This window comes from Nonomuraea sp. NPDC050310 (assembly GCF_040655795.1).
Lineage (GTDB): Bacteria > Actinomycetota > Actinomycetes > Streptosporangiales > Streptosporangiaceae > Nonomuraea.
On record NZ_JBFAKP010000009.1, the window covers coordinates 220,414 to 244,747 of the forward strand.

General features: G+C 68.4%; 24 protein-coding genes. 15 read left to right on the top strand and 9 right to left on the bottom strand.

All coding sequences use genetic code 11. The annotated features are described in order from the left end of the window. Positions 1-9: 9 nt before the first annotated feature. The 3 genes from AB0I67_RS22800 to AB0I67_RS22810 form a co-directional block, all read right to left on the bottom strand. Positions 10-966 carry a zinc-binding dehydrogenase gene (locus AB0I67_RS22800; protein WP_357926859.1) on the bottom strand — a complete coding sequence of 319 codons (957 nt, stop codon included), beginning with the start codon at positions 964-966 and terminating at the stop codon, positions 10-12. A 9-nt stretch (positions 967-975) separates the two neighbouring features. Next, positions 976-1,866 (bottom strand): hypothetical protein, encoded by an 891-nt coding sequence (locus AB0I67_RS22805; protein ID WP_357926862.1) that lies wholly within the window; start codon positions 1,864-1,866, stop codon positions 976-978. 77 nt (positions 1,867-1,943) lie between these two features. Next, positions 1,944-3,389, bottom strand: coding sequence for an acetyl-CoA synthetase (locus tag AB0I67_RS22810; protein ID WP_357926865.1), 1,446 nt, complete (start codon positions 3,387-3,389; stop codon positions 1,944-1,946). A gap of 281 nt (positions 3,390-3,670) precedes the next feature. Here AB0I67_RS22810 and AB0I67_RS22815 point away from each other — a divergent pair, with 281 nt between their 5' ends. The 4 genes from AB0I67_RS22815 to AB0I67_RS22830 all read left to right on the top strand — a co-directional run bounded on the left by AB0I67_RS22815 (position 3,671) and on the right by AB0I67_RS22830 (position 10,249). Continuing rightward, on the top strand, positions 3,671-4,774 hold the full coding sequence (locus AB0I67_RS22815; RefSeq protein ID WP_357926869.1) for a serine protease: 1,104 nt from the start codon (positions 3,671-3,673) through the stop codon (positions 4,772-4,774). Positions 4,775-4,932: 158 nt separating this feature from the next. After that, on the top strand, positions 4,933-6,018 hold the full coding sequence (locus tag AB0I67_RS22820; protein ID WP_357926872.1) for a hypothetical protein: 1,086 nt from the start codon (positions 4,933-4,935) through the stop codon (positions 6,016-6,018). Between the two features lie 376 nt (positions 6,019-6,394). Beyond that, positions 6,395-8,068, top strand: a complete 1,674-nt coding sequence (locus tag AB0I67_RS22825; protein WP_357926874.1) for a hypothetical protein — start codon at positions 6,395-6,397, stop codon at positions 8,066-8,068. A gap of 495 nt (positions 8,069-8,563) precedes the next feature. Then, positions 8,564-10,249, top strand: a complete 1,686-nt coding sequence (locus tag AB0I67_RS22830) for a hypothetical protein (protein ID WP_357926877.1) — start codon at positions 8,564-8,566, stop codon at positions 10,247-10,249. A 258-nt stretch (positions 10,250-10,507) separates the two neighbouring features. On the opposite strand, the gene AB0I67_RS22835 is transcribed toward AB0I67_RS22830, so the two are convergent. Continuing rightward, positions 10,508-11,860, bottom strand: a complete 1,353-nt coding sequence (locus tag AB0I67_RS22835; RefSeq protein WP_357926879.1) for a hypothetical protein — start codon at positions 11,858-11,860, stop codon at positions 10,508-10,510. 129 nt (positions 11,861-11,989) lie between these two features. Continuing rightward, positions 11,990-13,189 carry an NADP-dependent malic enzyme gene (locus AB0I67_RS22840; protein WP_357926882.1) on the bottom strand — a complete coding sequence of 400 codons (1,200 nt, stop codon included), beginning with the start codon at positions 13,187-13,189 and terminating at the stop codon, positions 11,990-11,992. 203 nt (positions 13,190-13,392) lie between these two features. Between AB0I67_RS22840 and AB0I67_RS22845 the strand changes: the two genes are divergently transcribed. The 5 genes from AB0I67_RS22845 to AB0I67_RS22865 are packed head-to-tail and all read left to right on the top strand — an operon-like array spanning position 13,393 to position 17,061. Further along, a complete protein-coding gene (locus tag AB0I67_RS22845) occupies positions 13,393-14,217 on the top strand; it encodes an ABC transporter substrate-binding protein (RefSeq protein ID WP_357926884.1) in 825 nt (274 codons plus the stop codon). Continuing rightward, positions 14,217-15,029: an amino acid ABC transporter permease gene (locus AB0I67_RS22850; protein ID WP_357926886.1), complete on the top strand. Its 813-nt coding sequence runs from the start codon at positions 14,217-14,219 to the stop codon at positions 15,027-15,029. The genes AB0I67_RS22845 and AB0I67_RS22850 overlap by 1 nt, the downstream gene beginning before the upstream one ends. Beyond that, positions 15,026-15,772, top strand: coding sequence for an amino acid ABC transporter ATP-binding protein (locus AB0I67_RS22855; protein ID WP_357926889.1), 747 nt, complete (start codon positions 15,026-15,028; stop codon positions 15,770-15,772). The genes AB0I67_RS22850 and AB0I67_RS22855 overlap by 4 nt, the downstream gene beginning before the upstream one ends. A gap of 56 nt (positions 15,773-15,828) precedes the next feature. Then, entirely contained in the window at positions 15,829-16,632 is an 804-nt protein-coding gene (locus AB0I67_RS22860; RefSeq protein ID WP_357926891.1) for a transporter substrate-binding domain-containing protein, read from the top strand. 9 nt (positions 16,633-16,641) lie between these two features. Further along, a complete protein-coding gene (locus AB0I67_RS22865) occupies positions 16,642-17,061 on the top strand; it encodes a CGNR zinc finger domain-containing protein (protein ID WP_357926893.1) in 420 nt (139 codons plus the stop codon). Here the strand turns inward: AB0I67_RS22865 and AB0I67_RS22870 are convergent. Continuing rightward, positions 17,058-17,390, bottom strand: a complete 333-nt coding sequence (locus tag AB0I67_RS22870; protein ID WP_357926896.1) for a S24 family peptidase — start codon at positions 17,388-17,390, stop codon at positions 17,058-17,060. The two genes, AB0I67_RS22865 and AB0I67_RS22870, sit on opposite strands and share 4 nt — an antisense overlap. A 61-nt stretch (positions 17,391-17,451) precedes the next feature. On the opposite strand from AB0I67_RS22870, the gene sodN reads away from it, so the two are divergent. The 3 genes from sodN (at position 17,452) to AB0I67_RS22885 (ending at position 19,205) form a co-directional block, all read left to right on the top strand. Further along, positions 17,452-17,853, top strand: a complete 402-nt coding sequence (sodN, locus tag AB0I67_RS22875) for a superoxide dismutase, Ni (RefSeq protein ID WP_357926898.1) — start codon at positions 17,452-17,454, stop codon at positions 17,851-17,853. A gap of 162 nt (positions 17,854-18,015) precedes the next feature. Then, positions 18,016-18,408, top strand: coding sequence for an anti-sigma factor (locus AB0I67_RS22880; RefSeq protein WP_357927015.1), 393 nt, complete (start codon positions 18,016-18,018; stop codon positions 18,406-18,408). 17 nt (positions 18,409-18,425) lie between these two features. Beyond that, positions 18,426-19,205, top strand: coding sequence for an RNA polymerase sigma factor SigF (locus AB0I67_RS22885; protein ID WP_357926901.1), 780 nt, complete (start codon positions 18,426-18,428; stop codon positions 19,203-19,205). On the opposite strand, the gene AB0I67_RS22890 is transcribed toward AB0I67_RS22885, so the two are convergent. After that, the gene (locus tag AB0I67_RS22890; RefSeq protein ID WP_357926904.1) at positions 19,202-19,582 is read right to left on the bottom strand and encodes a hypothetical protein; all 381 of its coding nucleotides are present in this window, start codon (positions 19,580-19,582) and stop codon (positions 19,202-19,204) included. The genes AB0I67_RS22885 and AB0I67_RS22890 overlap by 4 nt on opposite strands. 146 nt (positions 19,583-19,728) lie before the next feature. On the opposite strand from AB0I67_RS22890, the gene AB0I67_RS22895 reads away from it, so the two are divergent. Further along, the gene (locus AB0I67_RS22895; RefSeq protein ID WP_357926906.1) at positions 19,729-20,670 is read left to right on the top strand and encodes a diacylglycerol kinase family protein; all 942 of its coding nucleotides are present in this window, start codon (positions 19,729-19,731) and stop codon (positions 20,668-20,670) included. Positions 20,671-20,943: 273 nt separating this feature from the next. Further along, on the top strand, positions 20,944-21,198 hold the full coding sequence (locus AB0I67_RS22900; RefSeq protein ID WP_357926909.1) for a WhiB family transcriptional regulator: 255 nt from the start codon (positions 20,944-20,946) through the stop codon (positions 21,196-21,198). Between the two features lie 44 nt (positions 21,199-21,242). Here the strand turns inward: AB0I67_RS22900 and AB0I67_RS22905 are convergent, their stop codons facing one another. Beyond that, positions 21,243-22,745, bottom strand: a complete 1,503-nt coding sequence (locus AB0I67_RS22905; protein WP_357926912.1) for a histidine kinase N-terminal domain-containing protein — start codon at positions 22,743-22,745, stop codon at positions 21,243-21,245. Between the two features lie 213 nt (positions 22,746-22,958). On the opposite strand from AB0I67_RS22905, the gene AB0I67_RS22910 reads away from it, so the two are divergent. After that, positions 22,959-23,678: a GntR family transcriptional regulator gene (locus AB0I67_RS22910; RefSeq protein WP_357926915.1), complete on the top strand. Its 720-nt coding sequence runs from the start codon at positions 22,959-22,961 to the stop codon at positions 23,676-23,678. Positions 23,679-23,710: 32 nt separating this feature from the next. Here AB0I67_RS22910 and AB0I67_RS22915 read toward each other — a convergent pair whose 3' ends face one another. After that, positions 23,711-24,274 (bottom strand): hypothetical protein, encoded by a 564-nt coding sequence (locus AB0I67_RS22915; protein ID WP_357926918.1) that lies wholly within the window; start codon positions 24,272-24,274, stop codon positions 23,711-23,713. Positions 24,275-24,334 lie beyond the last annotated feature (60 nt).

The window sequence follows — 24,334 nt, forward strand, 5'->3', positions numbered from 1 at the left end:
ATGTACCCACTATGCGGTGAAGACGATTTTCCCGAAGACGTCACCCTCGTGCATGGCGGCGAAACCGTCGCGGGCCTCGGCCAGCGGGACCACCCGGTCGATCACCGGCCGCACCCCGGTCTGCTCCAGGAAGACGGCCAGCCGCTGGAGCTGGTCGCGGGTGCCCATGGTCGAGCCGACCACCGACAGCTGCAGGAAGAAGACCCGGTTGAGGTCGGCCGGCGGGACCGCGCCGCTGGTGGCGCCGGAGACGACGACGCGCCCGCCGGGCCGCAGCGACTTGAGCGAGTGGTCCCAGGTGGCCTGGCCCACGGTCTCCATGACCGCGTCCACCCGCTCGGGCAGCCGGGCGCCGGGCTCGAAGACCTGGTCGGCGCCGAGCTGCAGGGCCCGCTCGCGCTTGTCCTCGCTGCGGGAGGTCGCCCAGACGCGGTAGCCTCCGGCCCGGCCGAGCGCGATCAGCGCGGTGGCGACGCCGCCGCCCGCGCCCTGGACCAGCACCGTCGAGCCCGGCTGGAGCTCGGCCTTGTCGAAGAGCATGCGGTAGGCGGTCAGCCACGCGGTGGGCAGGCAGGCCGCCTCCTCGAAGCTGAGCGCGGCCGGCTTGGACACCAGGTTGCGGCGCGGCACCGCCACCCGCTCGGCGAAGGTGCCGTCGTGGGTCTCCGACAGCAGGCTGCGCTTGGGGTCGAGGGTCTCGTCGGGCCCCGAGCCGATCACGGAGTGCACGATCACCTCGTTGCCGTCCTCGTCGAGCCCGGCGGCGTCGCAGCCGAGCACGATGGGCAGGCGGTCCTGGCGGATGCCGACGCCCTTGAGCGTCCACAGGTCGTGGTGGTTGAGCGCGGCGGCCCGTACGGTGACGGTCGTCCACCCCTCCGGCACCTCCGGTTCGGGGCGCTCGCCCAGGGTCAGGCCCGCGAGCGGGTTCGCGACATCGGTCTGCGTGGCGGTTACGGCGAACATGGCCGCACCCTACTTCACGGTGATCTCGACGCTCTCGAGCGCGTGGTCGATGTACCGGCGTGGCCCGGCGACGCCGATGTAGACGCCCGACCGGCAGACCCAGCCGTAGCTGCCGGTCCCCATGATCACCGACGGCGGCCGCAGGTTGCGTCGGCAGCCCGGCAGCGGGACCAGGACGAGCATGTGCCCGGTGGAGGTGCCGAACCACAGTTGCGGGCCGGCCGGTTCGCGGCCGTAGCCGTACTCACCCGGCTTCGACAGCCGCAGCGGCCCGGTCGCCGAGAGGGTGAGGAAGCCCTCCGGGGTGACCGTGCCCTTCAGGTTGCGCGCCCAGGTCATGCGCTGGTCGAAGGTGAGCCCGTTGGGCCGGTCGTAGAGCGCCAGCCGCCAGTCGCCGAAGCCGAACAGCAGCACCTGGCCGGGGTTGCTGCCGGAGGGCCGGGGCCAGAGCGTGACGTTCGGCGTGAAGTGCCGCAGCGGCTGGCCGCCCTTGGTGATCTCGACCTCGCCGGAGAAGGGCGCGACGAGCTGGCGGTAGTGGTTCATGGTCTCGCCCCGCAGCACCGCGCCCTGGAAGGGCCGGATGCCGAGGCTCTCGAAGTCGAGATCGGCCGGGTAGCGCAGCTCCGCGCGGCGGCCGTCGGGGAAGACCAGGTCCAGGACCTTCTCGCCGCCCACCAGGCGGGGGGTGGGCGTCAGCACGTTCGGTCTCGTGCCGACGGTCACCAGGGTGCTGATCGGTTCCGGCCGCTGCCGCTCGGCCTGTTGCGCCGGCTCGGGGTCGCGGCTGATCAGCCACCCGGCCAGCGGCACCGCGACCACGAGCGCCAGGAGGGCCACGCCCAACCGGCGGCGCCGGCGCGGGGTGCCCGCCTCGATCACGTCGAACTGCTCGCCCACACCGGCAGTCCAGTTGAGCGGGCCTGCCCGCGCAAGGCTTCGGACCTGGCGAAATCATCACAGGTTCGCAACCTGTGTCACCAGGTCGCGACATTCACCGGCCCGTCCGTGGTCAGGTGCACGGCCTGCCCCACCAGTTCCCGGCGCTCCGCGTCGGCGAGCAGGTCCGCCTGCCGTACCAGAGCATGGGTGCGGCGGCCGTCGGGCAGGTCGGCGACGAGGATCCCGCGCTCGGCGACGCCGTCGCGGCCGTGGGCCACGGTGTAGCCCGCGACCACGGCCGGTCCCTCGTGGGTGTCGGCGATCGGCACCGGGTCGGCGGTGGACACCGGGCGCGCGTCGCCGAGCCGGCCGCCGGGCTCGCTCGACCAGACGGCGTAGGTGTGCTTGGTCAGGTGCATGCCGACCCCGGTCACCAGGCCGTGGCCGCCCTCGCGCAACAGCGCGGCCATCGTCGCGGTCGAGTGCAGGACGTAGCAGCTCGACGGGCCTCCCGCGTACGGCAGGCCGCCGGTCACGGTGAGCCCGCGCCGGTCGTGCGGGTCGAGCTTGAGCGCCTCGCAGGCCTGGCGGACCGCCACCGCGAAGCAGCTGTAGAGGTCGAACGCGCTCACCTCGTCGAGCCCGATCCCGGCGCGGTCGAACGCGGCCCGGGCCGCGTGAGCCATCGCCGCCCCGCCGCCGAGCTCGGGCCGGGCGGCCACCTCCCACGTCTCCTCGGCGTAGGCCCAGCCGCGCAGGTAGATCCGCTGCTCGCGCGGGACGCCGAGCCGGTCGGCCAGCCCGGAGCTGACCAGGACCAGCGCCGCAGCCTGGTCCACCTCGATCACCGCGACCGTGTTCCTGGTGTACGGCCAGCCGACGAACCGGTTGCCGGGCCCCGGCGTGACGAGTTCCTCAGGCGACATCGCGCGGCGGCGCCAGGCGTGCCGGTTGGCCGCGGCGACCTCGGTCATGGGCGCGAACAGCGCACCCCGCTCGGCCGTCTCCGCGGCGACGGACTGGCCGAGGGCCGCCCGGCGGGCGGTCTCCATGATCGCGTAGGTGTGCACCGGCAGGAACAGCTCGTGGGCGAGCTCGGCCGGATGCGGCGGCCGCTCCCAGCCGTAGGGCGGCTTGGGGTCGGCGGCGTGGCTCCACGGCACCCGCTCGCCGGCCAGCCGGTAGTGCCGGCGGGTGGCCAGGGCCTCGGCGCCGACGACCAGCGCGGCCTCCATCTCGCCCGCCGCGATCCCGGCCGCCGCCGCGCCGATCAGGTGCTGCGGCGCCGTACCGCTGACCCGGGAGTAGACCCGGTGCCGCGGCGCGGCGCCGAGCCGGTCGGCCAGCCGGTCGGCGGGCGAGTCGTACTGCCAGGAGTCGCTGTAGACGATCTGGACCGAATCCAGCCGGGCCGGGTCGAGCCGGGCCTCCCGGGCGGCCTCGTGGGCGACCTGCTCCCAGAGGTCGAGCGGTTCCGGTCCGGGCTGGTCGCGAACGGTCGACTGGGCTACGCCGACCAGGCAGGGGGTGCGGGCATCCATGCCGCCATCTAAGCAGAACAATCTTCCGTTTGTAAATTGAGTGATGGTTGTTACGAGTGATGTCAGGGTGAATTTATTCGGCCCTGGACCTGGGGTGATGCCATTTCCGAATACATGCGGAATGGCTATTTCAATAACGGAATGGAACCGCGTCAGACTTTTTCACGTCGTTTCCTGGATTACGCCTCGCGCCATTCGCTAGCGTCTCGCTCGTTTTCCTGGCCCATCCGGGGCGACAGTTCCCCGCTCTGGGCCGCCGAGAACTGGATGAAGGAGCAGCAATGAAGTCCCGAGCAACGAAGGCGCTGGGCATCGCGATTCCTCTCGCGGCCCTCAGCGGTCTGGCCGGCCTGTCCCCCGCGAACGCGGTGGCCGCCGACGACATCGTCTCCGCGGAGGCGAAGAGCACCACCGGCTCAGCGCTGGCGTTCTGGACCCCGGACAAGCTCCGGGCCGCCAAGAGCGCCGACGGCGCGCTGGACCTCTCCCAGCGCGGCGGCAAGATCAACGGCAACGCCCCCGACGGCCCGCCCGGCTCCGTTCCGCCGATCGGCCAGGAGGGCGCCAAGTCGCCCAAGGTCAAGCAGGTCAACCTGCCCAACACCGTCGGCCGGGTGTTCTTCACCGACGGCGACGGGGAGTGGAAGTTCTGCTCCGCGACCTCGATCCAGGGCAAGTACCGCAACGTCGTGGCCACCTCCGGCCACTGCGTGTACGACACCAAGCACGACCGCTTCCACGACAACTGGGTGTTCATCCCGTCCTACTGGGATGGCAACAACCGGTGGGAGGGCAAGACGCCCTACGGGATCTACGAGGCCAAGACCTTCAACGCGCACGACGACTTCGTGGTGAAGGAGGACTACGACTTCGACTACGCGTTCGTCAACGTCTACAACGGCTACAAGATCGACTGGAAGAAGACCAGCGGCGGCGGCTGGGAGCCGGTCAAGAAGTACATCGGCCGGCTCGGCGACAACGTCGGAGGCATGGGCTTCACCTGGAACCGCAGCCCGAAGGCCAACGTCTTCTCCTTCGGCTACCCCGCCGGCAAGCACGACGACGGCGACCGGCCGTACTCCGGCCGGACGATGAAGTGGTGCTACGGCAAGACCGCGCCGATGCCGGCCGCGCCGAAGTACCGCATCCAGGAGCACATCGGCTTCAAGTGCTCCTTCACCGCCGGCGCGAGCGGCGGCCCGTTCGTCTACAACTACAAGAACACCTCGCGCACCGGTTACGTCTACGGCGTCAACAGCGTCGCCTGGGACACCGACGGCAACGACCGGTTCGACCACATCTCCTCGCCGTACTTCAACACCGACACCTACAAGGTCTACAAGGCCGCCGCCAACCGGTGGTCCGGCAACCCGCCGAAGCCGTAGATCATTTAGCGCGGAGTGCCGGATTCTCCGGCACTCCGCGCGTTCTTGATAGGTGCTTTATCGCTGGTACGGCAGGCTTGATCAGATAACAAATCTCGATCCGAGCTGCATTACCGCAGTTGATCTGGAAAAATCACCCCAGAACGGAAGGTAACTTCATGATCCCCCGACTCAGGCACCTCGCGGCCGCCGCCCTCAGCGGCGCGCTGCTGCTGTTGCCTGCGCTCGCGGGGACCCCTTCCGCAGCCGCGACGACCGGCTCCGCCCTCGCCCCCGACCCGACCTACTCGGTCGACATGGCCAGGACCGAGGCCCAGATGGAGGCGGTCGCGCGCTACTGGCAGCCGGAGAAGCTCAAGCTGGCCGAGAACTACACCCCGGCCACCCCCGGCTCCCGCCCCAAGCCCACCGGGACCACGACCGCCTCCTCCCAGAGCCTCGGCCTGGCCCGGCGCCCGGTCCCCGACGCCCGCACCGTCCCGCCCGCGCCTCCCGCGGCCGGCGGCGCGGCGCGCACCTTCGGCAAGGTCTACTTCCTGATCAGCGGCAAGGAGTACTGGTGCTCGGCGAGCGCCGTGGCGGCCAAGAACCGCAGCGTCGTCGCCACCGCCGGGCACTGCGCCTACGACCTGAAGAACCTGCGCCCCGCGGACAACTGGATCTTCGTCCCGAACCCGGGCACCGGCGGCACCACCCCGGACGGCATCTACATCGGCGCCACCCTCAACATCCACGACGTCTGGTCGGGCGAGGGTGACTACGACTACGACTACGCCTTCATCACCGTGCACTCCGGCTTCCGCTGGGAGACCAAGGACGGCAAGCCCACCCGGGTGCCGGTCGGCAAGCTCCAGGACAACGTCGGCGGCCAGGGCCTGACCATCCTGCGCGGCGTCGGCAACCAGGCCGTCGCCTTCGGCTACCCCTCCGGCGCCCAGCCGGACGGCACCCGCCCCTTCGACGGCCGCACCCTCGCCACCTGCGACGGGCGCACCACCAAGACCCGCTCCCCCAGCTTCAACCTGGAGCACGGGGTGCAGCTGCCCGGCTGCAACTTCAGCCACGGCGCCAGCGGCGGGCCCTGGCTCCTGGAGTTCGACGCCGGCAAGAAGCTGGGCTGGCTCAACGGCGTCAACAGCCTCACCTGGAACCGCGACGCCAAGGGCACCTACGACGCGGTCTCCTCCTCCTACTTCAACAGCGGGACGATGATCGTCTACCAGCGCGCGGCCAACGCCTCCTAGCGGGCCCAGAAACCTTGACCCCGTCGGCCTTCCGGCGGGGTTTTTCGTTGCCCTGGAGATCAACTCGGCCGGATTAGACGGAAGATCTCGCGATTCGGTGCCATCAATCTCATGTGATCTGAGTCACATTCAGCGGCGCAGGATTCGCGGTTCTTCACTCCCTGCCCATCTGTCTCAAGCCCTAACACGCAGTCAAAACGCCACAAATTCCACAGAAGTGTTGACATGTCACAGAAAAGTAACGACGGTAACCCTTCCTTCCGGATAGGGCGGAACGGCTTCCACCTGCAAAGATCCCGCCTGTATGTTCCTTGCTGTCCCTTTACTGACGCATGAGGCGCCTGTTCGCCTCACGACAGAGCAAGGAGCAGTTCCCTTGAAGCGCATCCTCATCCCGGCCAGTGGCGCCGTCCTCGCCACCGGTCTGCTCGCCGCCGGTCTCGCCGGTGCGGCCCAGGCCGCCCCCGACGTCGCCTCGGACCCGATGGCGAAGAGCGCCGCCGTGGCTCAGGAGATCGCCCAGTTCTGGAGCGACTCCAACAACGCCGCCCTCAAGGCCGCCACCGCCTCGAACGTCTGGGACAACTCCGACGTCACCAAGCTCAAGAGCAAGGGCGGCTACACGCCCGACAGCAAGCCCGGCAGCGTCCCCGCCATCGGCGAAGAGAAGAAGACCACCCCCAAGGTTCAGAACGTGAACCTGCCGAAGACCATCGGCAAGGTCTTCTTCGTCAACGCCAAGGGCGAGAAGAAGTGGTGCTCGGCCACCTCGATCCAGTCCAAGTACAAGAACCTGGTCGCCACCGCCGGCCACTGCGTCTACGACGTCGCCTCCAACACGGACGTCATGTCCAAGTGGGTCTTCGTCCCGGGCTACTACCAGGGCAAGACCCCGTGGGGCATCTACGTCGGCAAGCAGGCGTTCACGCACTACGACTTCTCGAACTACGAGGACTACGACCGCGACTACGCGTTCGTGACGGTCTACAACGGCATCGGCGGCACGTTCAACAAGACCACCGAGATCTCCAAGTCCGAGTTCCTCGCCCACAAGGGTGCGAAGTACATCGAAGAGAAGGAGATCAAGGACCTCGCCGAGGCCAAGACCCTCGCCGCCAAGTACAACGCCAGCGGCAACGTCGAGGCGGGGTACAACGACAAGGGCGAGAGCATCGACGGGGCCGGCCCGGTCATCTCCAAGACCACCCCCAACCCCGACGACAAGGTCGCCCACAACTACCCCGGCGCGGTCAACGTCAAGACCGAGGTCAGCCTGGCCACCTGGCAGGGTGCGGGCGAGGGCGTCCAGAACGGCAACCGCTTCAACGAGAAGCTGGCTCCGAACAGCGGCCTGAAGAACGAGTACGGCATCACGTACGAGCGCGTCACGGAGACCGAGTACAACAACTTCGTGGCCTCGAAGGCCGCCGGCAACGAGCTGGGCGTCGCCTACACCTCCGCCGCCGGCAAGGTGAAGTTCGACGACGACGTCACCATCGACTTCAGCGCCACCCCGGGTGGGTACTGGATCGTCAAGACCTACCTCAACCAGTGGTACAAGAAGTCCTCCACCACGAAGTACTACTTCCGTGACTACTACAAGGTGGAGCACGAGCTCAAGGACGCCGGTCGCCTCGGCGACAACGTGGGTGGCCAGGGCTTCGCCTGGAACCAGCCCACCGGCAAGTACGTGCGCGTGTTCGGCTACCCGTCGCTCGCACACCCCGACGGCAACAAGAACTTCACCGGCGTGACGCCCAAGTGGTGCTACGGCAAGACCTCGGCCAAGGTCGTGCAGGCGCCCGCCAAGAAGATCGAGGAGCACGTCTCCCTCAAGTGCTCGATGACCGAGGGCGCCGACGGCGCCCCCTGGCTCCTCAAGTACAGCAACGCCAAGCGCCTGGGCTACGTGAACGGTGTCACCAGCACCTTCGCCGACCAGGACGGCAACGACCGCGTCGACACCAACACCTCGCCGTACTTCGACGGTGAGACCAACACGGTGTACCGCGCTGCTGCCAACGTGTGGTCCGGCAAGATCACCGGCTGACCGTACGGCGAATAAAGCGAAGGGGCCCGGCTTCTGCCGGGCCCCTTTCGTCGTTCCCAGGACCTATCGCAGGGGTTCGTAGCCCGGGATCCGCGGTTCTGGGGCTCTCTCAGAGCCCGCAAACGCCGGTCCTGCCGAGGATCTGTCCGATTTGTGTGAGGCCTTTTGACGCGTGGGGGGCCGATCCGGTGCCATCGAGTCGATGTGATCTGTGTCACATCACAACATGACCCACGGTCACGGGGTCGCTTCAGTCACATCCGCCCCACTAACACCAAGCTTATGCTGATCTGCGGAAATGCCCACCGCAGGTGCAGGAAACCCCTTCAGCGCTTACGCCTCTTAAACATCACAGAACGATCACGCCCCATCGGGCCCCTCGTTTTCCCCTCAAAGCGGGTTCCTGTTTTCAAGATCGGCACTGTATGTTCCTGGCTATCCCTTTACTGACGCATGGGACGCAAGAGGCGTCTCACGACAGCGCAAGGAGTTACCTTGAAGCGCATCCTCCTCCCCGCCGGTGGCGCCATTCTGGCCACCGGTCTGCTGGCTGCTGGTCTGGCCGGCGCTGCCAACGCGGCCCCCGACGAGGGCACCCTTGAGGCGCACCTCGCTCAGCGCGCCGCTGAGGTCCAGGACACCATCAACTTCTGGACGAAGTCGAACAACGAGGCGCTCCGTCAGGCCACCGCGTTCCACTACGACTACAAGGCCGTCAAGAAGATCGTCCAGAAGGGCGGCTACAACCCCGACGGTAAGCCGGGCGTCGTCCCCGCCATCGGCGAGGAGAAGAAGGCCGCGGTCAAGGTTCACAACGTGAACCTGCCCAAGACCATCGGCAAGGTCTTCTTCCAGACCCGTGACGGCAAGCTGTACTGGTGCTCCGGCACCTCGATTCAGTCCAACTACAAGAACCTGGTGGCCACCGCTGGTCACTGCGTGTACGAGGACCTGAAGAACGAGGAAGTCGTTTCTCGCTGGGTGTTCGTCCCGATGTACTACCAGGGCAAGACCCCGGCCGGCATCTACGTGGGCAAGCAGGCCTTCACCCACTACGACTTCACCACCTACGAGGACTACGACCGCGACTACGCGTTCGTTACCGTCTACGACGGCATCAAGGGTGGCGAGAACGGCGAGACCACCAAGAAGACGCAGATCTCGAAGGCCGACTTCCTCAAGTACAACGGCTCCAAGTTCGTTGACGAGAAGCCGATCGCCACCGAGGCTGAGGCCAAGGCGCTCGCTGCCAAGTACAACGCTGGCGGCAGCATCGAGGCCGGCTACGACGCCAAGGGCGAGCCGATCGAGAACGCGGGCCCCGTGGTCTCGAAGACCGTGGCGAACCCCGACGACAAGGTCGCGCACAACCACCCGGGTGCGACCAACGTCAAGACCGAGGTTGGCCAGGCTGCTTGGGAGGCCGCCACCGACGGTGTCCAGAACGGGCAGCGTTGGCAGGAGGACCTGTCCCCCGACCACCTGGGCACCCTCAAGGGCGTCAAGGTCACCCGCGTCACCGAGACGGAGTACAACAGCTTCGTCGCGGCGAAGAACGCCGGCGAGAAGCTGGGCAACGCCTACACCACCGCCTCCGGCGTGGTGAAGTTCGGCACCGGCGAGATCGACTTCAGCAAGACCGCTGGCGGCTTCTGGACTGTCGAGTTCTTCGTCAACCAGCACTACAAGAAGTCCACCACCACCACGTACCACTTCCGTGAGTACTACAAGGTGGAGCTGTCCATGGCCCACGTCGGTCGCCTCGGCGACAACGTCGGTGGCCAGGGCTTCGCGTGGAACCAGCCGACCGGCAAGTACGTCCGCACCTTCGGCTACCCCTTCGCGCAGCACCCCGACGGCTCCAAGCCGTACTCCGGTGTGACGCCGAAGTGGTGCTACGGCAAGACCCAGGGCAAGGGCCCGGTCACCCCCTCGACCTACAAGGTTGAGGAGCAGATCGCCCTGAAGTGCGCCGTGACCGGTGGTTACGACGGTGGTCCGTGGCTGCTCAAGTACAGCAACGCCAAGCGTCTCGGCTACCTCAACGGCATCACCTCGCTGTTCCTGGACAACGACGGTAACGGCCGTATCGACAACATCACCTCCGCGTACTTCGACGGCGAGACCGCTCTGGTCTACAACGCCGCCAAGAACGTCGCCTCCGGCAAGATCCTCCCGTAGTTTCTCCGGTGGTAGGTGACCTTGGGGTGAGGGTCCAAACCTCCCCCTAAGGGTTGTTAGCTTCAAACCGAAGGGCTCGGCCTAGCCGAGCCCTTCGGCCTTTACTTCCCCAAATCGATCTTCCTCCAGGGTGACGGTCTTCTCGCCGTCTCGTACGCGGCGAAACCGCGGCTGAACCCTGATAGGGAACTCCTTCACTTAAAGGGATGAAGTAAAGGGAAGAAGGCCCGGTCCTCAGGACCGGGCCTTCACTTGTTCCTAGACCGTTGCCAGCTGGTGCTCGAAGAGCTCTCGTACCGCGCTCAGCTTGCGGAAGGGCTCGAAGCGGCGCCGCAGGTCTTCCACGTACGTCCGTGTACGGGCCGACTGCAGCTCCCCGGCCAAGGAGAACGCCTCGCGGGCAGCCGTACAGGCGGCCTCCACCTCACCACGCTGCACCAGGCCGCCGGCCAGCAGCGAGAGGTTGAACATCCGTCCCCGCACAAAGCGCCCGTCCATGTCCAGAGACCGGCGAGCGAAGGACACAGCCCGCTCCCCGTCCCCCAGGTCCCGGAAGCAGTGGGAGAACTTGGCCGCAAGGTAGGCCGCGTCGAAGTACCGCAGCCACTCCGGCTCCTCCGAAGCCCGTCGCCGCTCGAAGGCGGCCTCGGCCTCGTTGAGGGCCTGGGCGCAGGACCGCGAGTCCCCCAGCCCCGCGTGCGCGTGCGCCTCGAGGACGGTGGCGGCGGCCAGGAGGGTACGGTGGCCGGAGCGGCGGGCGGAGAGCTGGGCGGCCCGGGAGAGGTCGAGGGCGTGCGAGGGCTGACCCATGTAGATCGCCTGGTGCGCCATCCCGGAGAGGATCTCGCTCCCCAGCGCGTGGTCGTCCGCCCCGTGCGCCAGCCGCAGCGCCTGGATGAGGTAGCGCTGCGCCAGGCCGTGCTGTTCGAGGTCGTAGGCCATCCACCCGGCCAGCCGGGTGAGCTCCGCGGCGGCGGCGGCGAGGGTACGGCCGGTGGCCTCGTCGTAGGAGCCGTCCCGCAGCAGCGGTGAGACGGCGGTGTCCAGATATTTCACGACCGCGGAGCGCACGCGCCCGCTGCCGAAGCGGTTGTCCAGCTCGCCGAAGGACCGGGTGACCTCGTGGATCGCGGTCACGTCGGATCTGCCGACCTTGCGCGCCCCCGCCCCCACCGGGCGACCGCCCGGCGGCGAGGTGAGCCAGCGGACGGCACCGGCCGCCCCGGCCCCGATCGCGAAGGTCGAATCGACCAGGAATCGTCGTCGTTCCACATCGGCCCGCCACAGCGCTGTCACTGTCGCGACTCCCTCCACCCACGTATGCGTGAACTCTTGTCCAAGGTGGAGGGGACTGCTGATGGCCGGCATCCCGAAGTCCTCGGGGTCGACCGGCCGGCCGAGCCGGAGAGCGAAGATCTCCGCGAGCAGGCACGGGACCGGCTCGCGTGGTCGCTGTCCGCCGATCCAGCGCAGGACGGAACTGTGGTCGTATCTCAGCCCCGGGATGCCCCGGGAGGTGCCGAGATCGTTCAGGCGCCGAGCCAGCCCCTTGCGGGAGAATCCCGCTTCGGCGATGAGCTGCTGGAGCAGTCGGTTGGGCTCGCGTTCCATCGCTCTCCTCGATGAGCCCTTACAGAGAGCCTCATTTATAACACGAAGAGTAAAGGCCGTTTCGGTATTCCCAAAACAAACGAAGGAGGGTACGGCTGGCGTCAGCCGTACCCTCCTAGGTCACGCGGGTCAGCGCGAGGCGACCCCGTCCAGCCGCGCCTGGTCGGCCACGGCCCGGGCGACGGCCGGGGCGACCCGGGCGTCGAACGGGCTCGGGATGACGTAGTCGGCGGTGAGGTCGGCGCCGACCACGGCGGAGAGCGCGTTGGCCGCGGCGACCTTCATGTTCTCCGTGATGGTGGTGGCCCGGACGTCGAACGCGCCGCGGAAGACGCCGGGGAAGGCCAGCACGTTGTTGATCTGGTTGGGGAAGTCGGACCGCCCGGTGGCGACGACGGCGGCGTGCTTGCGCGCGAGCTCGGGGTGGATCTCGGGCGTGGGGTTGGACAGGGCGAAGACGATCGACCCGGGCGCCATGGCGGCGATGGCCGCCTCGGAGACGGTCGAGCCGGACAGGCCGACGAAGACGTCCGCGCCCGCGAGGGCCTGCTCGGTGGTGCCGGTGTGGCCCGCGCGGTTGCTGTCGAGCGCCAGCGCCTCCTTGATCGGGTTGAGCCCGTCACGGCCGGCGTAGATGATGCCGCGGGAGTCGGCGACGGCGATGTCGCCGATGCCCGCTTCGATCAGGATGCGGCTGACCGCGATGCCGGAGGCGCCCGCGCCGGCCACGACGGCCCGGAGGTCGCCGAGGGTGCGGCCGGTGAGCCGCGCGGCGTTCTGGAGCGCGGCCAGGGTGACGATCGCGGTGCCGTGCTGGTCGTCGTGGAAGACGGGGATGTCGAGCCGCTCGCGGAGCCGGGCCTCGACCTCGAAGCAGCGCGGCGCGCTGATGTCCTCCAGGTTGATCCCGCCGAAGGACGGGGCCAGCCGGACGATGGTCTCGACGAGTTCGTCGACGCCGGTGCAGTCGAGGCAGATCGGCACGGAGTCGACTCCGCCGAACTGCTTGAAAAGCAGGGACTTGCCTTCCATGACGGGCATGGCGGCGGCAGGTCCGATATCGCCGAGCCCTAGCACAGCGGTGCCGTCGGACACGACGGCGACCACATTCGAGACCCAGGTGTAATCGTTGACGAGCTCGGGAGAATCGGCGATGGCCGTGCAGACACGGGCCACCCCGGGGGTGTAGGCGAGGGCGAGATCGTCCGCGTCACGGACGGGCACAGTCGATCTGACCTCCAGCTTGCCGCCTCTGTGCAGGGCGAACGCCGGATCGAGATCGAGATTTTCGAGGGAGGTGACAGCCACAGCGACCCCTGAGTACTTCATTGGACGGAAGGGAACGTGCGACGAGGAGTGGTCGTCGTGATCGGGACGGGGGTCACCCGTTTCTTGATTGTGCCATACGGACGGCGACGCTTCCGTTGACACATTGTTAAATGCTGGATGGTAAATCGCGCCCGTGACCTCCATAAACTTCTGGAAACCAGACATACCACTTGGAGGCCGTCTTGTATCGCCGAACCATGGCCATGGGTGCCGCAGTCTTCGCCGCGGTGCTGGCTTTGAGCGCCTGTGGCAGCGAAACCGGTGGCACGAACACCGCGCAGCCGGGCTCGACCGGGACGGCTGCCGCTGCCGGTCCGAAGCTCGTCGCCGACGGCAAGCTGACCACCTGCACCAACATTCCGTACGAGCCCTTCCAGTTCAAGGACTCCAGCGGCAAGATCGTCGGCTTCGACGTCGACATCGTCGACCTCGCGGCCAAGAAGCTGGGCCTCACCCAGGAGATCGTGGACATCGACTTCGCCGTCATCAAGAGCGGCGCGGCGATGGCCTCCGGCAAGTGCGACGTCGCCGCCGCCGGCATGACGATCACCCCTGAGCGTCAGCAGAACATCGACTTCAGCGTGCCGTACTTCGACGCCACCCAGGCCCTCCTCGCCAAGAAGGGCACCGGGGCGACCTCGCTGGAGGACGTCAAGTCCAAGGGCCTCAAGCTGGGCGCGCAGGCCAGCACCACGGGCCTGGAGTACGCCAAGAAGAACGGCTTCAACCCGAAGGAGTACGCCGACTCGGCCAAGGAACTGCTGGCCCTGCAGTCCGGCCAGGAGGACGTGATCATCCAGGACCTCCCGGTCGTGCTCACCTGGCTCAAGAAGCCGGAGATCGCCGAGAAGTTCGAGCTGATCGCCAGCCTGGACACCGGCGAGCAGTACGGCATCGGCCTGAAGAAGGGCGCCGACCCGATCCTGCTCAAGACCATCAACGAGAGCATCGAGGCGGCCAAGAAGGACGGCACCTACGAGCAGATCTTCGTGAAGTGGTTCGGCAAGAAGCCGGGTGAGCTGGGCTGATGTCCAGCCCGAAGACGGTGGACGAGCCGGGTCCCGCCCGGCTCAGTCCCCGCAAGAAGCAGCGGATCGTCCGGGCGGTCCAGTACACGGTGCTGGCCGGCCTGGTCGTCTTCGTGATCCTGTACGCGGACTGGTCGAGCCTGGCGCAGAACTTCGCCAAGCCCGACGTGGCCGGCAAGGCCGTGCCGGACCTGTTCACGATCGCGCTGAAGAACACGATCATCTACACGATCGGCGGGTTCATCCTGTCGTTCGTCTTCGGCCTGATCCTGGCCCTGATGCGGATCTCCAAGGTGGCCCCCTACCGGTGGCTGGCGATCTTCTACATCGAGGTCTTCCGCGGCGTGCCCGCGCTGCTGGTCTTCCTGCTGATCACGTTCCTGCCGCTGGCCCTGCCGGGCTTCGAGGTGCCGTTCGGCACCTACGGCCAGGCGATCCTGGGCCTCGGCCTGGTGGGCAGCGCCTACCAGGCGGAGATCTTCCGTGCCGGTCTGCAGGCCGTACCCAAGGGGCAGACCGAGGCCGCGCGCTCGCTGGGCATGTCCGCCTCGCGGGCGCAGTTCACCGTGGTGATCCCGCAGGCGATCCGGATCGTCATCCCGCCGACGACGAACATGTTCGTGGCGTTGCTCAAGGACTCCTCGCTGGTGCTCTTCCTGGGCGTCTCGGGCGAGTACGTCGAGCTCACCAAGTTCGGCAACGACCTGGCCTCGCAGTACGCGAACGCCACGCCGATCATGGTGGCCGGACTGACCTACCTGATCGTCACGATCCCGCTCAGCTACCTCGCTCGCAGGTTGGAGAAGCGATGACCCACGCCATCGAAGTCCGCGACCTGCACAAGTACTTCGGCTCCAACGAGGTGCTGAAGGGCATCGACTTCGCCGTCGAGCCCGGCCAGGTGGTCTGCGTGATCGGCCCGTCCGGTTCGGGCAAGTCGACGTTGCTGCGCTGCGTGAACCTCCTGGAGGAGCCGACGCGCGGGAAGGTCTACGTCGGCGGCGTCGAGCTGACCGATCCGGACGTGGACATCGACGCCGCGCGCCGGCACATCGGCATGGTGTTCCAGCAGTTCAACCTCTTCCCGCACATGACGGCGCTGAAGAACGTCATGATCGCGCAGCAGCGGGTGCTGAAGCGCGGCGCGAAGGAGGCCGAGGTCGTGGCGAGGGAGAACCTCGGCCGCGTCGGCCTGGCCGAGAAGTGCGACGCCTACCCGGCGCAGTTGTCCGGCGGGCAGCAGCAGCGGGTGGCCATCGCCCGCGCGCTGGCCATGAACCCCAACCTGATGCTCTTCGACGAGCCGACCAGCGCGCTCGACCCCGAGCTCGTCGGCGACGTGCTCACGGTCATGCGCAAGCTGGCCGAGGAGGGCATGACCATGATCGTGGTGACGCACGAGATGGGCTTCGCCCGCGAGGTGGCCGACCGGGTGGTCTTCATGGACGGCGGGGTGATCGTGGAGGACGGCGTGCCTGCGCAGGTCATCGGCGACCCGCAGCACGAGCGGACCAAGAGCTTCCTGCACCGGGTCCTGCACCCAGAGGAGCGCTGAACCGGGGGCCGCGGGATGCGCCGGAGCATCCCCGGTCATCGGTGACTATTTATGTCATGAAATATCCCGTTCTGGGGCTTTTGGCGGTCACCCTTGCCGCCTGCGGAACCTCGGCGGCGACCCCGCCGGAACCGGCCCGGACCGCCGCGCTCACCCTGTGCACCAACGCCCCCTACGACCCGTTCGAGTTCGAGCAGGACGGCCGGATCGTCGGCTTCGACGTCGATCTGGCCGGGCTCGTCGCCGAGCGGACCGGCCGGCCGCTCAAGGTGCTCAACATCCCCTTCGAGGACATCCAGAACGGCAAGGCCCTGCGCGAGGGCACCTGCGAGCTGGCCGCCGCGGGCCTCACGATCACCGAGGAGCGCCGCGAGCGCGTCGACTTCTCGGTGCCCTACTTCGAGGCCACCCAGGCCTTCCTCACCCGCAAGGGCAGCAAGGTCAGCTCCCTGGACGACCTCGACGACGAGCGCGTCGGCGTGCAGAGCGGCACCACCGGCGTCGACTACGTCCGGGGCCAGGGCCTGGAGCCCGTGGAGTACGACGACTCCATGGAGCAGCTCATCGCCCTGCAGACCGACCAGGTCGACGTCCTCGTCCAGGACCGCCCGGTCATCGCCGTCTGGATGACCAAGTTCAAGCTCTCCAAGGAGCTCAAGCTCATCGCCAGCCTCGACACCGGCGAGCAGTACGGCATGGCCGTCCGCAAGGGCGACACGCGGCTCCTGTCCACCGTCAACCAGACGCTGGCCGAGGCCCGCGAGGACGGCAGCTACGAGCGGCTGTACCGGCAGTGGTTCGGCACCAAGCCGCCCAAGCGGGACGAGGGGACGCGCCCGGAGGGCCCCGGCTCGGTGTAATAGTTGGGTATGGACCTCACCTCTTACGCCGAGCTGGCGGTCCGGCTCGTGAACGACGGCGGCCACCACGAACTGGCCGCCGTGTTCGACGCCGCCTCACGCGAGCAGGAGCAGGAGGTGGTGAGCCGGCTCAACGAGCTGCTCCGGCAGTACCCCATGACCCCCGAGATCTCCGGGCACGACGGGCAGAGCTGGCACCTGCACCTGGCCGAGCGGGACGACGTGCTGGTCAAGGCGGTCATCGGGCTGGCCTTCCTGGTCACCGAGTTCGGGCCCGACCGGCTGGGCCGCTGCCAGGCCGCCTCGTGCGCCAACGCCTTCCTGGACACCTCGTCCAACCGCTCGCGCCGCTACTGCTCCGAGCGCTGCGCCACGCGGGCCAACGTGGCCGCCTACCGCGCCCGCCGGCGCACCGCGGCCTCCCGCTAGCCCGCCTGGCCCGCCTGGCCCGTCCTGTCCGTCTTGGCCGGGCGGCGGCGCAGTGGCCAGTAGCGCACCACGACACGCCCGACGACGTCCTGGACCGGCCCGAAGTCCCAGCTGTCACGCCGGCCGGCCGCCCGCTGGTTGTCGCTCTCCAGCCACCAGCCCTCGGGGCCGTGCCACTGCGCCCGCTTCACGATCAGCCGCTCCGGCGCGCCCGGCAGCCGGGCCACGACCAGGTCTCCCGGCCGGATGGCCGCCCCCCGCCGCACGAACAGCCAGTCGCCCGGCTGGAGCGCGGGCCGCATGGAGTCCCCTTCGACGCGCACCCTCATGGGTTCAGCCTCCGTGACGCGAGTAAGGTCGGTACTGGACCAAGAGGAAAGGACCTTTCTGATGCTCGCACGACTGCTGCGACCCAAGCATGTGGCCTCGGCGCACTGCGACCTTCCCTGCGGTGTCTACGACCCCGCTCAGGCCAGGATCGAGGCCCAGTCGGTCAAGGCGATCATGGAGAAGTACAACGCCACGGACGACCAGGTCTTCCGCACGCGTGCTCTGATCATCAAGGAGCAGCGCGCCGAGCTGGTCAAGCACCACCTGTGGGTGCTCTGGACCGACTACTTCAAGCCGCCGCACCTCGAGCAGTACCCCCAGTTGCACCAGCTGTTCTGGGAGGCTACCAAGCTCGCCGGCGCGGCCGGGGCGAAGGGTCAGATCGACGTGGCGCAGGCCGACGAGCTCCTGGCGAAGATCGACGAAATCTCCAAGATCTTCTGGGAGACCAAGGCCGCGTAGTGGCACAAATCGGCCCTGGGTGGTGTTTTCCACCCAGGGCCTTTTCTGCTCTTGGCGAGTCTCGCTCAGCCAAGGCGTCCCTCATAGCGGTAGGTTGCAGACAGCGTCACCATGACGGCGAGGAGGATCGTGACCGAGGACACCGAGACGCGCGTGGAGGGCATGGGTGCCATCCGCGATGTGGTCAGCGCCCGACTACCCGCGGACAGCGCCTACCTGTCCGTGCTACGCATGATCACCGCCGGGCTGGCAGCCAGGCTGGACTTCACGCTGGACGAGATCGAAGACCTGCGGATCGCGGTCGACGAGGCGTGCGCGATGTTGCTCAACGAGTCGGTCCCCGGCACTGACCTGACCGCCGAGTTCGAGCTCGCCGGCCAGGAGATGCAGGTCCGGGTGGAGGTCGCCACCGTGGGCAACAGCACACCCAAGCGCGACGACTTCGCCTGGATGGTGCTGACCGCGCTGGCCGACGAGGTGGACGCCGTGACCGACTCCCCCGACCGCATGGCGATCGTCCTGCGCAAGCGCCGAGGCGCAGCGAGGCCGTCGTGACGGAAAGGATTGGTGCCATGGCCACCAGCGAGCCCGCCGTGCCCGACCGGGTGCGTGCCCGCATGCTCTTCGCCGAGCTCGCGGAGCTCGGGCCCGACGAGCCGCGCCGGCAGCGTATCCGTGACGAGCTGGTCGAGCTACACCTTCCCCTGGTCGAGTACCTGGCCCGTCGATTCCGCAACCGAGGCGAGTGGCTCGACGACCTGACCCAGGTCGCCACCATCGGCCTCATCAAGTCCATCGACCGCTTCGACCTCGCCCGCGGCGTGGAGTTCTCCACCTACGCCACGCCGACCATCGTCGGCGAGATCAAGCGGCACTTCCGCGACAAGGGCTGGGCGGTCCGGGTGCCGCGCCGCCTGCAAGAGCTGAAGCTGAGCCTCACCAAGGCGATCAGCGAGCTCTCCCAGCGCGAGGGCCGGGCGCCGACCGTCGCCGAGCTCGCCACCTACCTCAAGATGACCGAGGAAGAGGTCCTGGAGGGCCTGGAGTCGGCCAACGCCTACTCCACCGTCTCGCTCGACGCGCCCGACTCCGGCGACGACGACGCGCCGGCGGTCTCCGACTCGCTCGGCATCGTGGACGAGTCGCTCGAGGGCGTGGAGTATCGCGAGTCGCTCAAGCCGCTGCTCGAACGGCTGCCGCCGCGCGAGAAGCGCATCCTGCTGCTGCGGTTCTTCGGCAACATGACCCAGTCGCAGATCGCCAACGAGCTCGGCATCTCGCAGATGCACGTCTCACGGCTGCTCGCCCGCACCCTCGCCCAGCTTCGCGAGGGGCTGACCGCGGAGGACTAGTCCGCCTCGCCGTACAGGGCCTGAGTCGTCGGCGGCGCCAGCAGGGCGACCAGGCCCGCCACGGCGAGCGCGACGATCGGCGCGCCGATCGTCGGCTGCTCCGTCCAGACCGTGATGCCGACCGGGATCAGGAAGATCTGCGTCAGCACGCCCGGGGCTCTCCCCCACCGCTCGGCCCGCAGCAGGCCGCCCCAGGCCACCCAGATCAGCCCGGCGCCGATGCCCAGCCCGAAGACCGCTTCGGCCAGCGCGGTCGTGACCGCCTCCGCCTCGCCGAGCATCGTGCGCACCGCGAGCACGCCACCCAGCGCCAGCGCGACCAGCCCTTCCAGGGCCACGACCACCGCGGCGACGACCAAACTCACCGGACGTTTCACGCCGCCACCCTACCGCCGCCCCCGGCCGCCCCTTCCTCCTGTACGGCACGCGTACAGCAGGTCCGTGACGCACGGGGCTTCAGGCGCCCGGACACACTCCCGGGGCTCTCCGCAGGTATCGGGCGATCAGCGGATACTCTGGCCATATGCGCGCAATGTTGCTGGTCAACCCCAAGGCGACGAGCACGAACCGCCGGACGCGGGACGTGTTGATCCGCGCGCTGGGCGCCGGCGTGGATCTCGCGGTCGAGGAGACCCGCTACCGGGGCCACGCCGCGACGCTGGCGAGTACGGCCCACGCCAAGGGCTACGACCTGGTGGTGGTGCTGGGCGGCGACGGGACGATCAACGAGACCGTCAACGGCCTGCTGGAGCCGGTCGACGGCGACGGCGGCCGGCCCGCGCTCGCGGTGATCCCCGGCGGCAGCGCCAACGTCTTCGCCCGCGCGCTGGGCCTGCCGAACGACCCGACCGAGGCCATGGGCGCGGTGCTGGAGGCGTTGCGGGAGGGCAGCCGCCGCACGGTCGGGCTGGGCGAGGCGGTGTGGGAGGACGGGCACCGCTACTTCACCTTCTGCTCGGGCATGGGGTACGACGCGGAGGTGATCCGCGCGGTGGAGGGGCTGCGCGGGGCCGGCCGGAAAGCGACGCCGGTGCGGTACGTGAACACCGCGATCCGGCACTACTTCCTGACCGACAAGCGGCATCCGGCGATCACCATCAGCGGTCCCGGCATCCCGGCCGCGCCCGGCGTCTTCATGGCGATCATCACCAACACCTCGCCCTGGACCTACCTGGGCACGCGGCCGATCACCCCGACCCCGTGGGCGAGCTTCGAAACCGGCCTCGACCTGCTGGGCCTGAAGCGAATGGGACTGCCGTCGGTGCTGGGCCTGATCCGGCAGCTCCTCGACCGCGAGCGGGAGAACTGGCCGCGCGGCAAGCATCTGGTGGAGCTGCACGACGAGGCCGAGTTCACCCTGCGGGCCGAGCGGCCGGTGGCTTTCCAGCTCGACGGCGACTACCTGGGCGAACGCGAGTGGGTAACGTTCCGGTCTATCCCGAATGCGTTACAAGTTCTGGTCTAGGTGGTTACATTCGGTCATTGTGTGACGCATCCGACATCCATATCCGCCAAAACTTCCCGCCAACCCTCTTGCGTGCACTCTGCGTGGCTGAAAGGCTCAACACGACGTCGGAACGTAGGACCTTTGAACGAACCCCTTCAGGCCCTCGCCGGCGGACGGACACCCCGGGTCAACAGATTCGGGTCACTGTTCGCGCACGTTAGTGAAAGTCTTCACAAAGTAGTAAGCCGCACGGAGTCAAACCACAGGCTCCATCTACTAAGGAGTGGACGCATGGACTGGCGCCACCGAGCTGCCTGCCGTGACGTGGACCCCGAGCTGTTCTTCCCGATCGGCAACACCGGACCCGCACTCATGCAGATCGACGAGGCCAAGCAGGTCTGCCGATCCTGCGCGGTCGTCGACGGCTGCCTGAAGTGGGCCCTGGAATCCGGGCAGGACGCCGGCGTCTGGGGCGGTCTGAGCGAGGACGAGCGCCGCGCGCTCAAGCGTCGCACGGCTCGCGCCCGCGCCCGCGCCATCCTCTAAACCACCAGAAGAAGACGAGCGCGGCTTCCCGGCTTGAAGCGCGCTCAGGTCGACGGCAACGGGATCGAGAGCGTCACCTCGGTCCCGCCGCCGTCGCGGGGCACGATCGCCAGCCTGCCCGACAGCTCCCCCTCGACCAGCGTGCGGACGATCTGCAGGCCGAGGCTGGTGCTGTTGTCGAGGTCGAAGTCGGCCGGCAGACCCCGCCCGTCGTCCCAGACGACCACCGTCAGCCGCTCGCGCCGATGCAGGCCGTACTCCGAGGTGACCAGCACCTCCAGCGCCCTCGGCCGCCCGTGCTGCAACGCGTTCTGCAGCAGCTCGGTGAGCGCCATCGCCAGCGGCGTGGCGATCAGCGAGGGCAACACCCCGAAGGCGCCCACCCGGCGCGGCGTGACCGCCGCCTCCGGCGCCGACACCTCCCCCGCCATCGCGATCACGCGGTCGGCGATGTCGTCGAAGTCCACGAACTCCTCGGGCGCGTGGGAGAGGGTCTCGTGCACGATCGCGATCGAACCCACCCGGCGCACCGCCTCCTCCAGCGCCTCGCGGCCCTCCGGCACGCGCAACCGGCGGGCCTGCAGGCGCAGCAGGGCGGCCACGGTCTGCAGGTTGTTCTTGACCCGGTGGTGGATCTCCCGGATCGTCGCGTCCTTGGTCATCAGCTCGCGCTCGCGCCGCCGCAGCTCGGTCACGTCGCGCAGGAGCACCAGCGCGCCGATGCGACCGCCGCCCACGATCAGCGGGATCGCCCGGAGCTGCACGATCGTGCCGCCCGACTCGACCTCGGTCTCCTGCGCCGCGCGGCCGCTCGCCACGATCATCAGGTCTTCGTTGATCGGCTCGTCGGAGTAGCAGAGCGTCGCGGTCAGCCGGCCGAGCTCCGCGCCGACCAGGTCCGCGTGCAGCCCAAGCCGCCGGTAGGCCGACAACGCGTTCGGCGAGGCGTAAGTGACCCGGCCGGCCCGGTCCAGCCGCAGCAGGCCGTCTCCGACGCGCGGCGAGCGCACCAGGATGGGCGGCTCCCCCGAGAACGGGAAGCGGCCCTCGGCGACCATCTGCGCCAGGTCGGAGGCGCTCTGCAGGTAGGTGAGCTCCAGCCGGGAGGGCGTGCGGGCCGAAGACAGGTTCGTCGAGCGCTGGATCACGCCCAGGAAGTGCCCCTCGGCATGCCGTACCGGGATGGTCTCCTCGCGGACCGGCACGCCCGAGGACCAGTCGGGGTCGCCCTCGCGGCAGATGCGGCGCTCGTTCCAGGCGGTGTCGATCAACTGGCGCTCGCCGGGCGGGACCATCGAGCCGACGATGTCGTCGTGGTAGACGGTGGGGCCGGTGGTCGGGCGCATCTGCGCGATGGCCACCCAGCCCGCCGGCTCCATCACACCGGTGCTGGACTGCTCCGTGCCGGGGAGCGGCGCCCACAGGATGAGGTCGGCGAACGACAGGTCGGCCAGCAACTGCCAGTCGGAGACGAGCGTGTGCAGCCACTCGATGTCGGCGGCGTCCAGCTTGGTGTGTCGGACCGCGAGGTCGCTGAGAGTCGGCACGAGTGCATCATGCGTGCTGGCTGCCTATATTTCCAAACTGGGCATCTCTTGGAGAGACAAAAGGTCAGGAGGCATCCGATGGCAGCGTCGCTCGCCAGTCTGGATATCCTTCCTTCTCGCCTGTGGTTGACCGCGCGGGCCAATCTGAGTTCCGATGATCTCGCGGTGATCAGACACGCCCTCACCGCCGTGGCAGAGAGTAAAAGGTGAGACGTGGCTGAAGAGGGTCCCCGCGTACCGAAGTACTACGACGTCAAACGCAACCTGCTGGAGCTCACCAAGAGCCTGCCGGCCGGGGCGTCGTTGCCTCCCGAGCGCACGCTCGCCGTCCGCTTCGAGACCTCCCGCACCACCGTACGGCAGGCGCTGTCCGAGCTGGTCGTCGAGGGCCGGCTCCTGCGCATCCAGGGCAAGGGCACCTTCGTCGCCCAGCCCAAGGTCGCCCAGGTGCTGCAACTGAGCTCCTACATCGGCGACCTGCGCAACGTCGGCCTCGAACCGGACACCAAGATCCTGGAGATCGGCTACATCTCGGCGGACGAGGCGCTGGCCCGCCGCCTGGCCATCAACCCGGGCGGGCGCGTGCTGCGCATCCACCGCCTGCGCCTGGCCAACGGCGAGCCGGTCTCGATCGACACCACCCACCTGTCGGCCCGCCGCTTCCCCCGGCTGCGGCGGGAGCTGGAGGTGCACTCCTCGCTCTACGAGACGCTGCACAACGCCTACAACGTGCGGCTGACCGACGCCGAGGAGATCATCGAGACGGTGCTGGCCACGCCGTACGACGCCCAGATGCTGGGGGTCGACGTGGGCCTGCCGATGTTGCTGCTCACCCGGCACGCCTTCGACGCCGACGGCAACCCGGTGGAGTGGGCGCAGTCGTTGTACCGCGGCGACCGGTACAAGTTCGTCACCCGCCTGCGCAGGCCGTAGGGACCGGGCCGCGGTGCCGGCCCGGTAGACCTCTAGCAGCGCGCCGCGGGCAGGTCGCAGACCTTGCTCAGCAGGCCGTTCTCGGCCCAGGACACGACCTTCTTGAACCGGCTGTACGGCAGGCCGCTGTTCATTCTGGCGGTGGTCTGGCCGTAGGAGATGATCGCCGCCCCCCGGCGGACGACCACGTCGGCATGGCCGCTGTGCACGCCGTTGGACCCCATGCGCAGCCCCTCGTCGCCGAGCCCGAGCGGCGAGACCCACGGGCCCTTCTTCCCGCCCGCGCATCGCGCCGCCTGCGCGCGCAGCCCCTTCATGACCGCCTTGGCGGCCTTGACGTCCTTGTAGACGACGAGCTGCTCGTGCTTGGAGTACTCCGCCTCGACCAGGTAGGAGACCACGCGGGCGGCCACCCGTCCCTTGTCCCAGCGCACATACCGCTGGCACGGGGCGAACTGCAACGCGGTGCTCTTGCTGGTCACCACCGTCCACTCCGGGCCCCGCGCCTCGGCCTCCCAGGTCAGGAAGCCCTTCGGGATGACCGGCCCCCCGCCGAACGCCACGGCGACCGCGGTCACGACCGAAACGAACACCATTCCTCCTGTCTTCTCTCCCCGTGTGTGAGATGCGCGACAAGAGCCATTCGTTCGGCGAAG

Excerpts from the sequence above, each read along its gene's own strand:
- AB0I67_RS22800 (WP_357926859.1), bottom strand. The coding sequence starts at position 966 with ATGTTCGCCGTAACCGCCACGCAGACCGATGTCGCGAACCCGCTCGCG.
- AB0I67_RS22810 (WP_357926865.1), bottom strand. The coding sequence starts at position 3,389 with ATGGATGCCCGCACCCCCTGCCTGGTCGGCGTAGCCCAGTCGACCGTT.
- AB0I67_RS22815 (WP_357926869.1), top strand. The coding sequence starts at position 3,671 with ATGAAGTCCCGAGCAACGAAGGCGCTGGGCATCGCGATTCCTCTCGCG.
- AB0I67_RS22820 (WP_357926872.1), top strand. The coding sequence starts at position 4,933 with ATGATCCCCCGACTCAGGCACCTCGCGGCCGCCGCCCTCAGCGGCGCG.
- AB0I67_RS22835 (WP_357926879.1), bottom strand. The coding sequence starts at position 11,860 with ATGGAACGCGAGCCCAACCGACTGCTCCAGCAGCTCATCGCCGAAGCG.
- AB0I67_RS22840 (WP_357926882.1), bottom strand. The coding sequence starts at position 13,189 with ATGAAGTACTCAGGGGTCGCTGTGGCTGTCACCTCCCTCGAAAATCTC.
- AB0I67_RS22845 (WP_357926884.1), top strand. The coding sequence starts at position 13,393 with ATGGGTGCCGCAGTCTTCGCCGCGGTGCTGGCTTTGAGCGCCTGTGGC.
- AB0I67_RS22850 (WP_357926886.1), top strand. The coding sequence starts at position 14,217 with ATGTCCAGCCCGAAGACGGTGGACGAGCCGGGTCCCGCCCGGCTCAGT.
- AB0I67_RS22855 (WP_357926889.1), top strand. The coding sequence starts at position 15,026 with ATGACCCACGCCATCGAAGTCCGCGACCTGCACAAGTACTTCGGCTCC.
- AB0I67_RS22860 (WP_357926891.1), top strand. The coding sequence starts at position 15,829 with ATGAAATATCCCGTTCTGGGGCTTTTGGCGGTCACCCTTGCCGCCTGC.
- AB0I67_RS22865 (WP_357926893.1), top strand. The coding sequence starts at position 16,642 with ATGGACCTCACCTCTTACGCCGAGCTGGCGGTCCGGCTCGTGAACGAC.
- AB0I67_RS22870 (WP_357926896.1), bottom strand. The coding sequence starts at position 17,390 with ATGAGGGTGCGCGTCGAAGGGGACTCCATGCGGCCCGCGCTCCAGCCG.
- sodN (WP_357926898.1), top strand. The coding sequence starts at position 17,452 with ATGCTCGCACGACTGCTGCGACCCAAGCATGTGGCCTCGGCGCACTGC.
- AB0I67_RS22880 (WP_357927015.1), top strand. The coding sequence starts at position 18,016 with ATGGGTGCCATCCGCGATGTGGTCAGCGCCCGACTACCCGCGGACAGC.
- AB0I67_RS22885 (WP_357926901.1), top strand. The coding sequence starts at position 18,426 with ATGGCCACCAGCGAGCCCGCCGTGCCCGACCGGGTGCGTGCCCGCATG.
- AB0I67_RS22895 (WP_357926906.1), top strand. The coding sequence starts at position 19,729 with ATGCGCGCAATGTTGCTGGTCAACCCCAAGGCGACGAGCACGAACCGC.
- AB0I67_RS22900 (WP_357926909.1), top strand. The coding sequence starts at position 20,944 with ATGGACTGGCGCCACCGAGCTGCCTGCCGTGACGTGGACCCCGAGCTG.
- AB0I67_RS22915 (WP_357926918.1), bottom strand. The coding sequence starts at position 24,274 with ATGGTGTTCGTTTCGGTCGTGACCGCGGTCGCCGTGGCGTTCGGCGGG.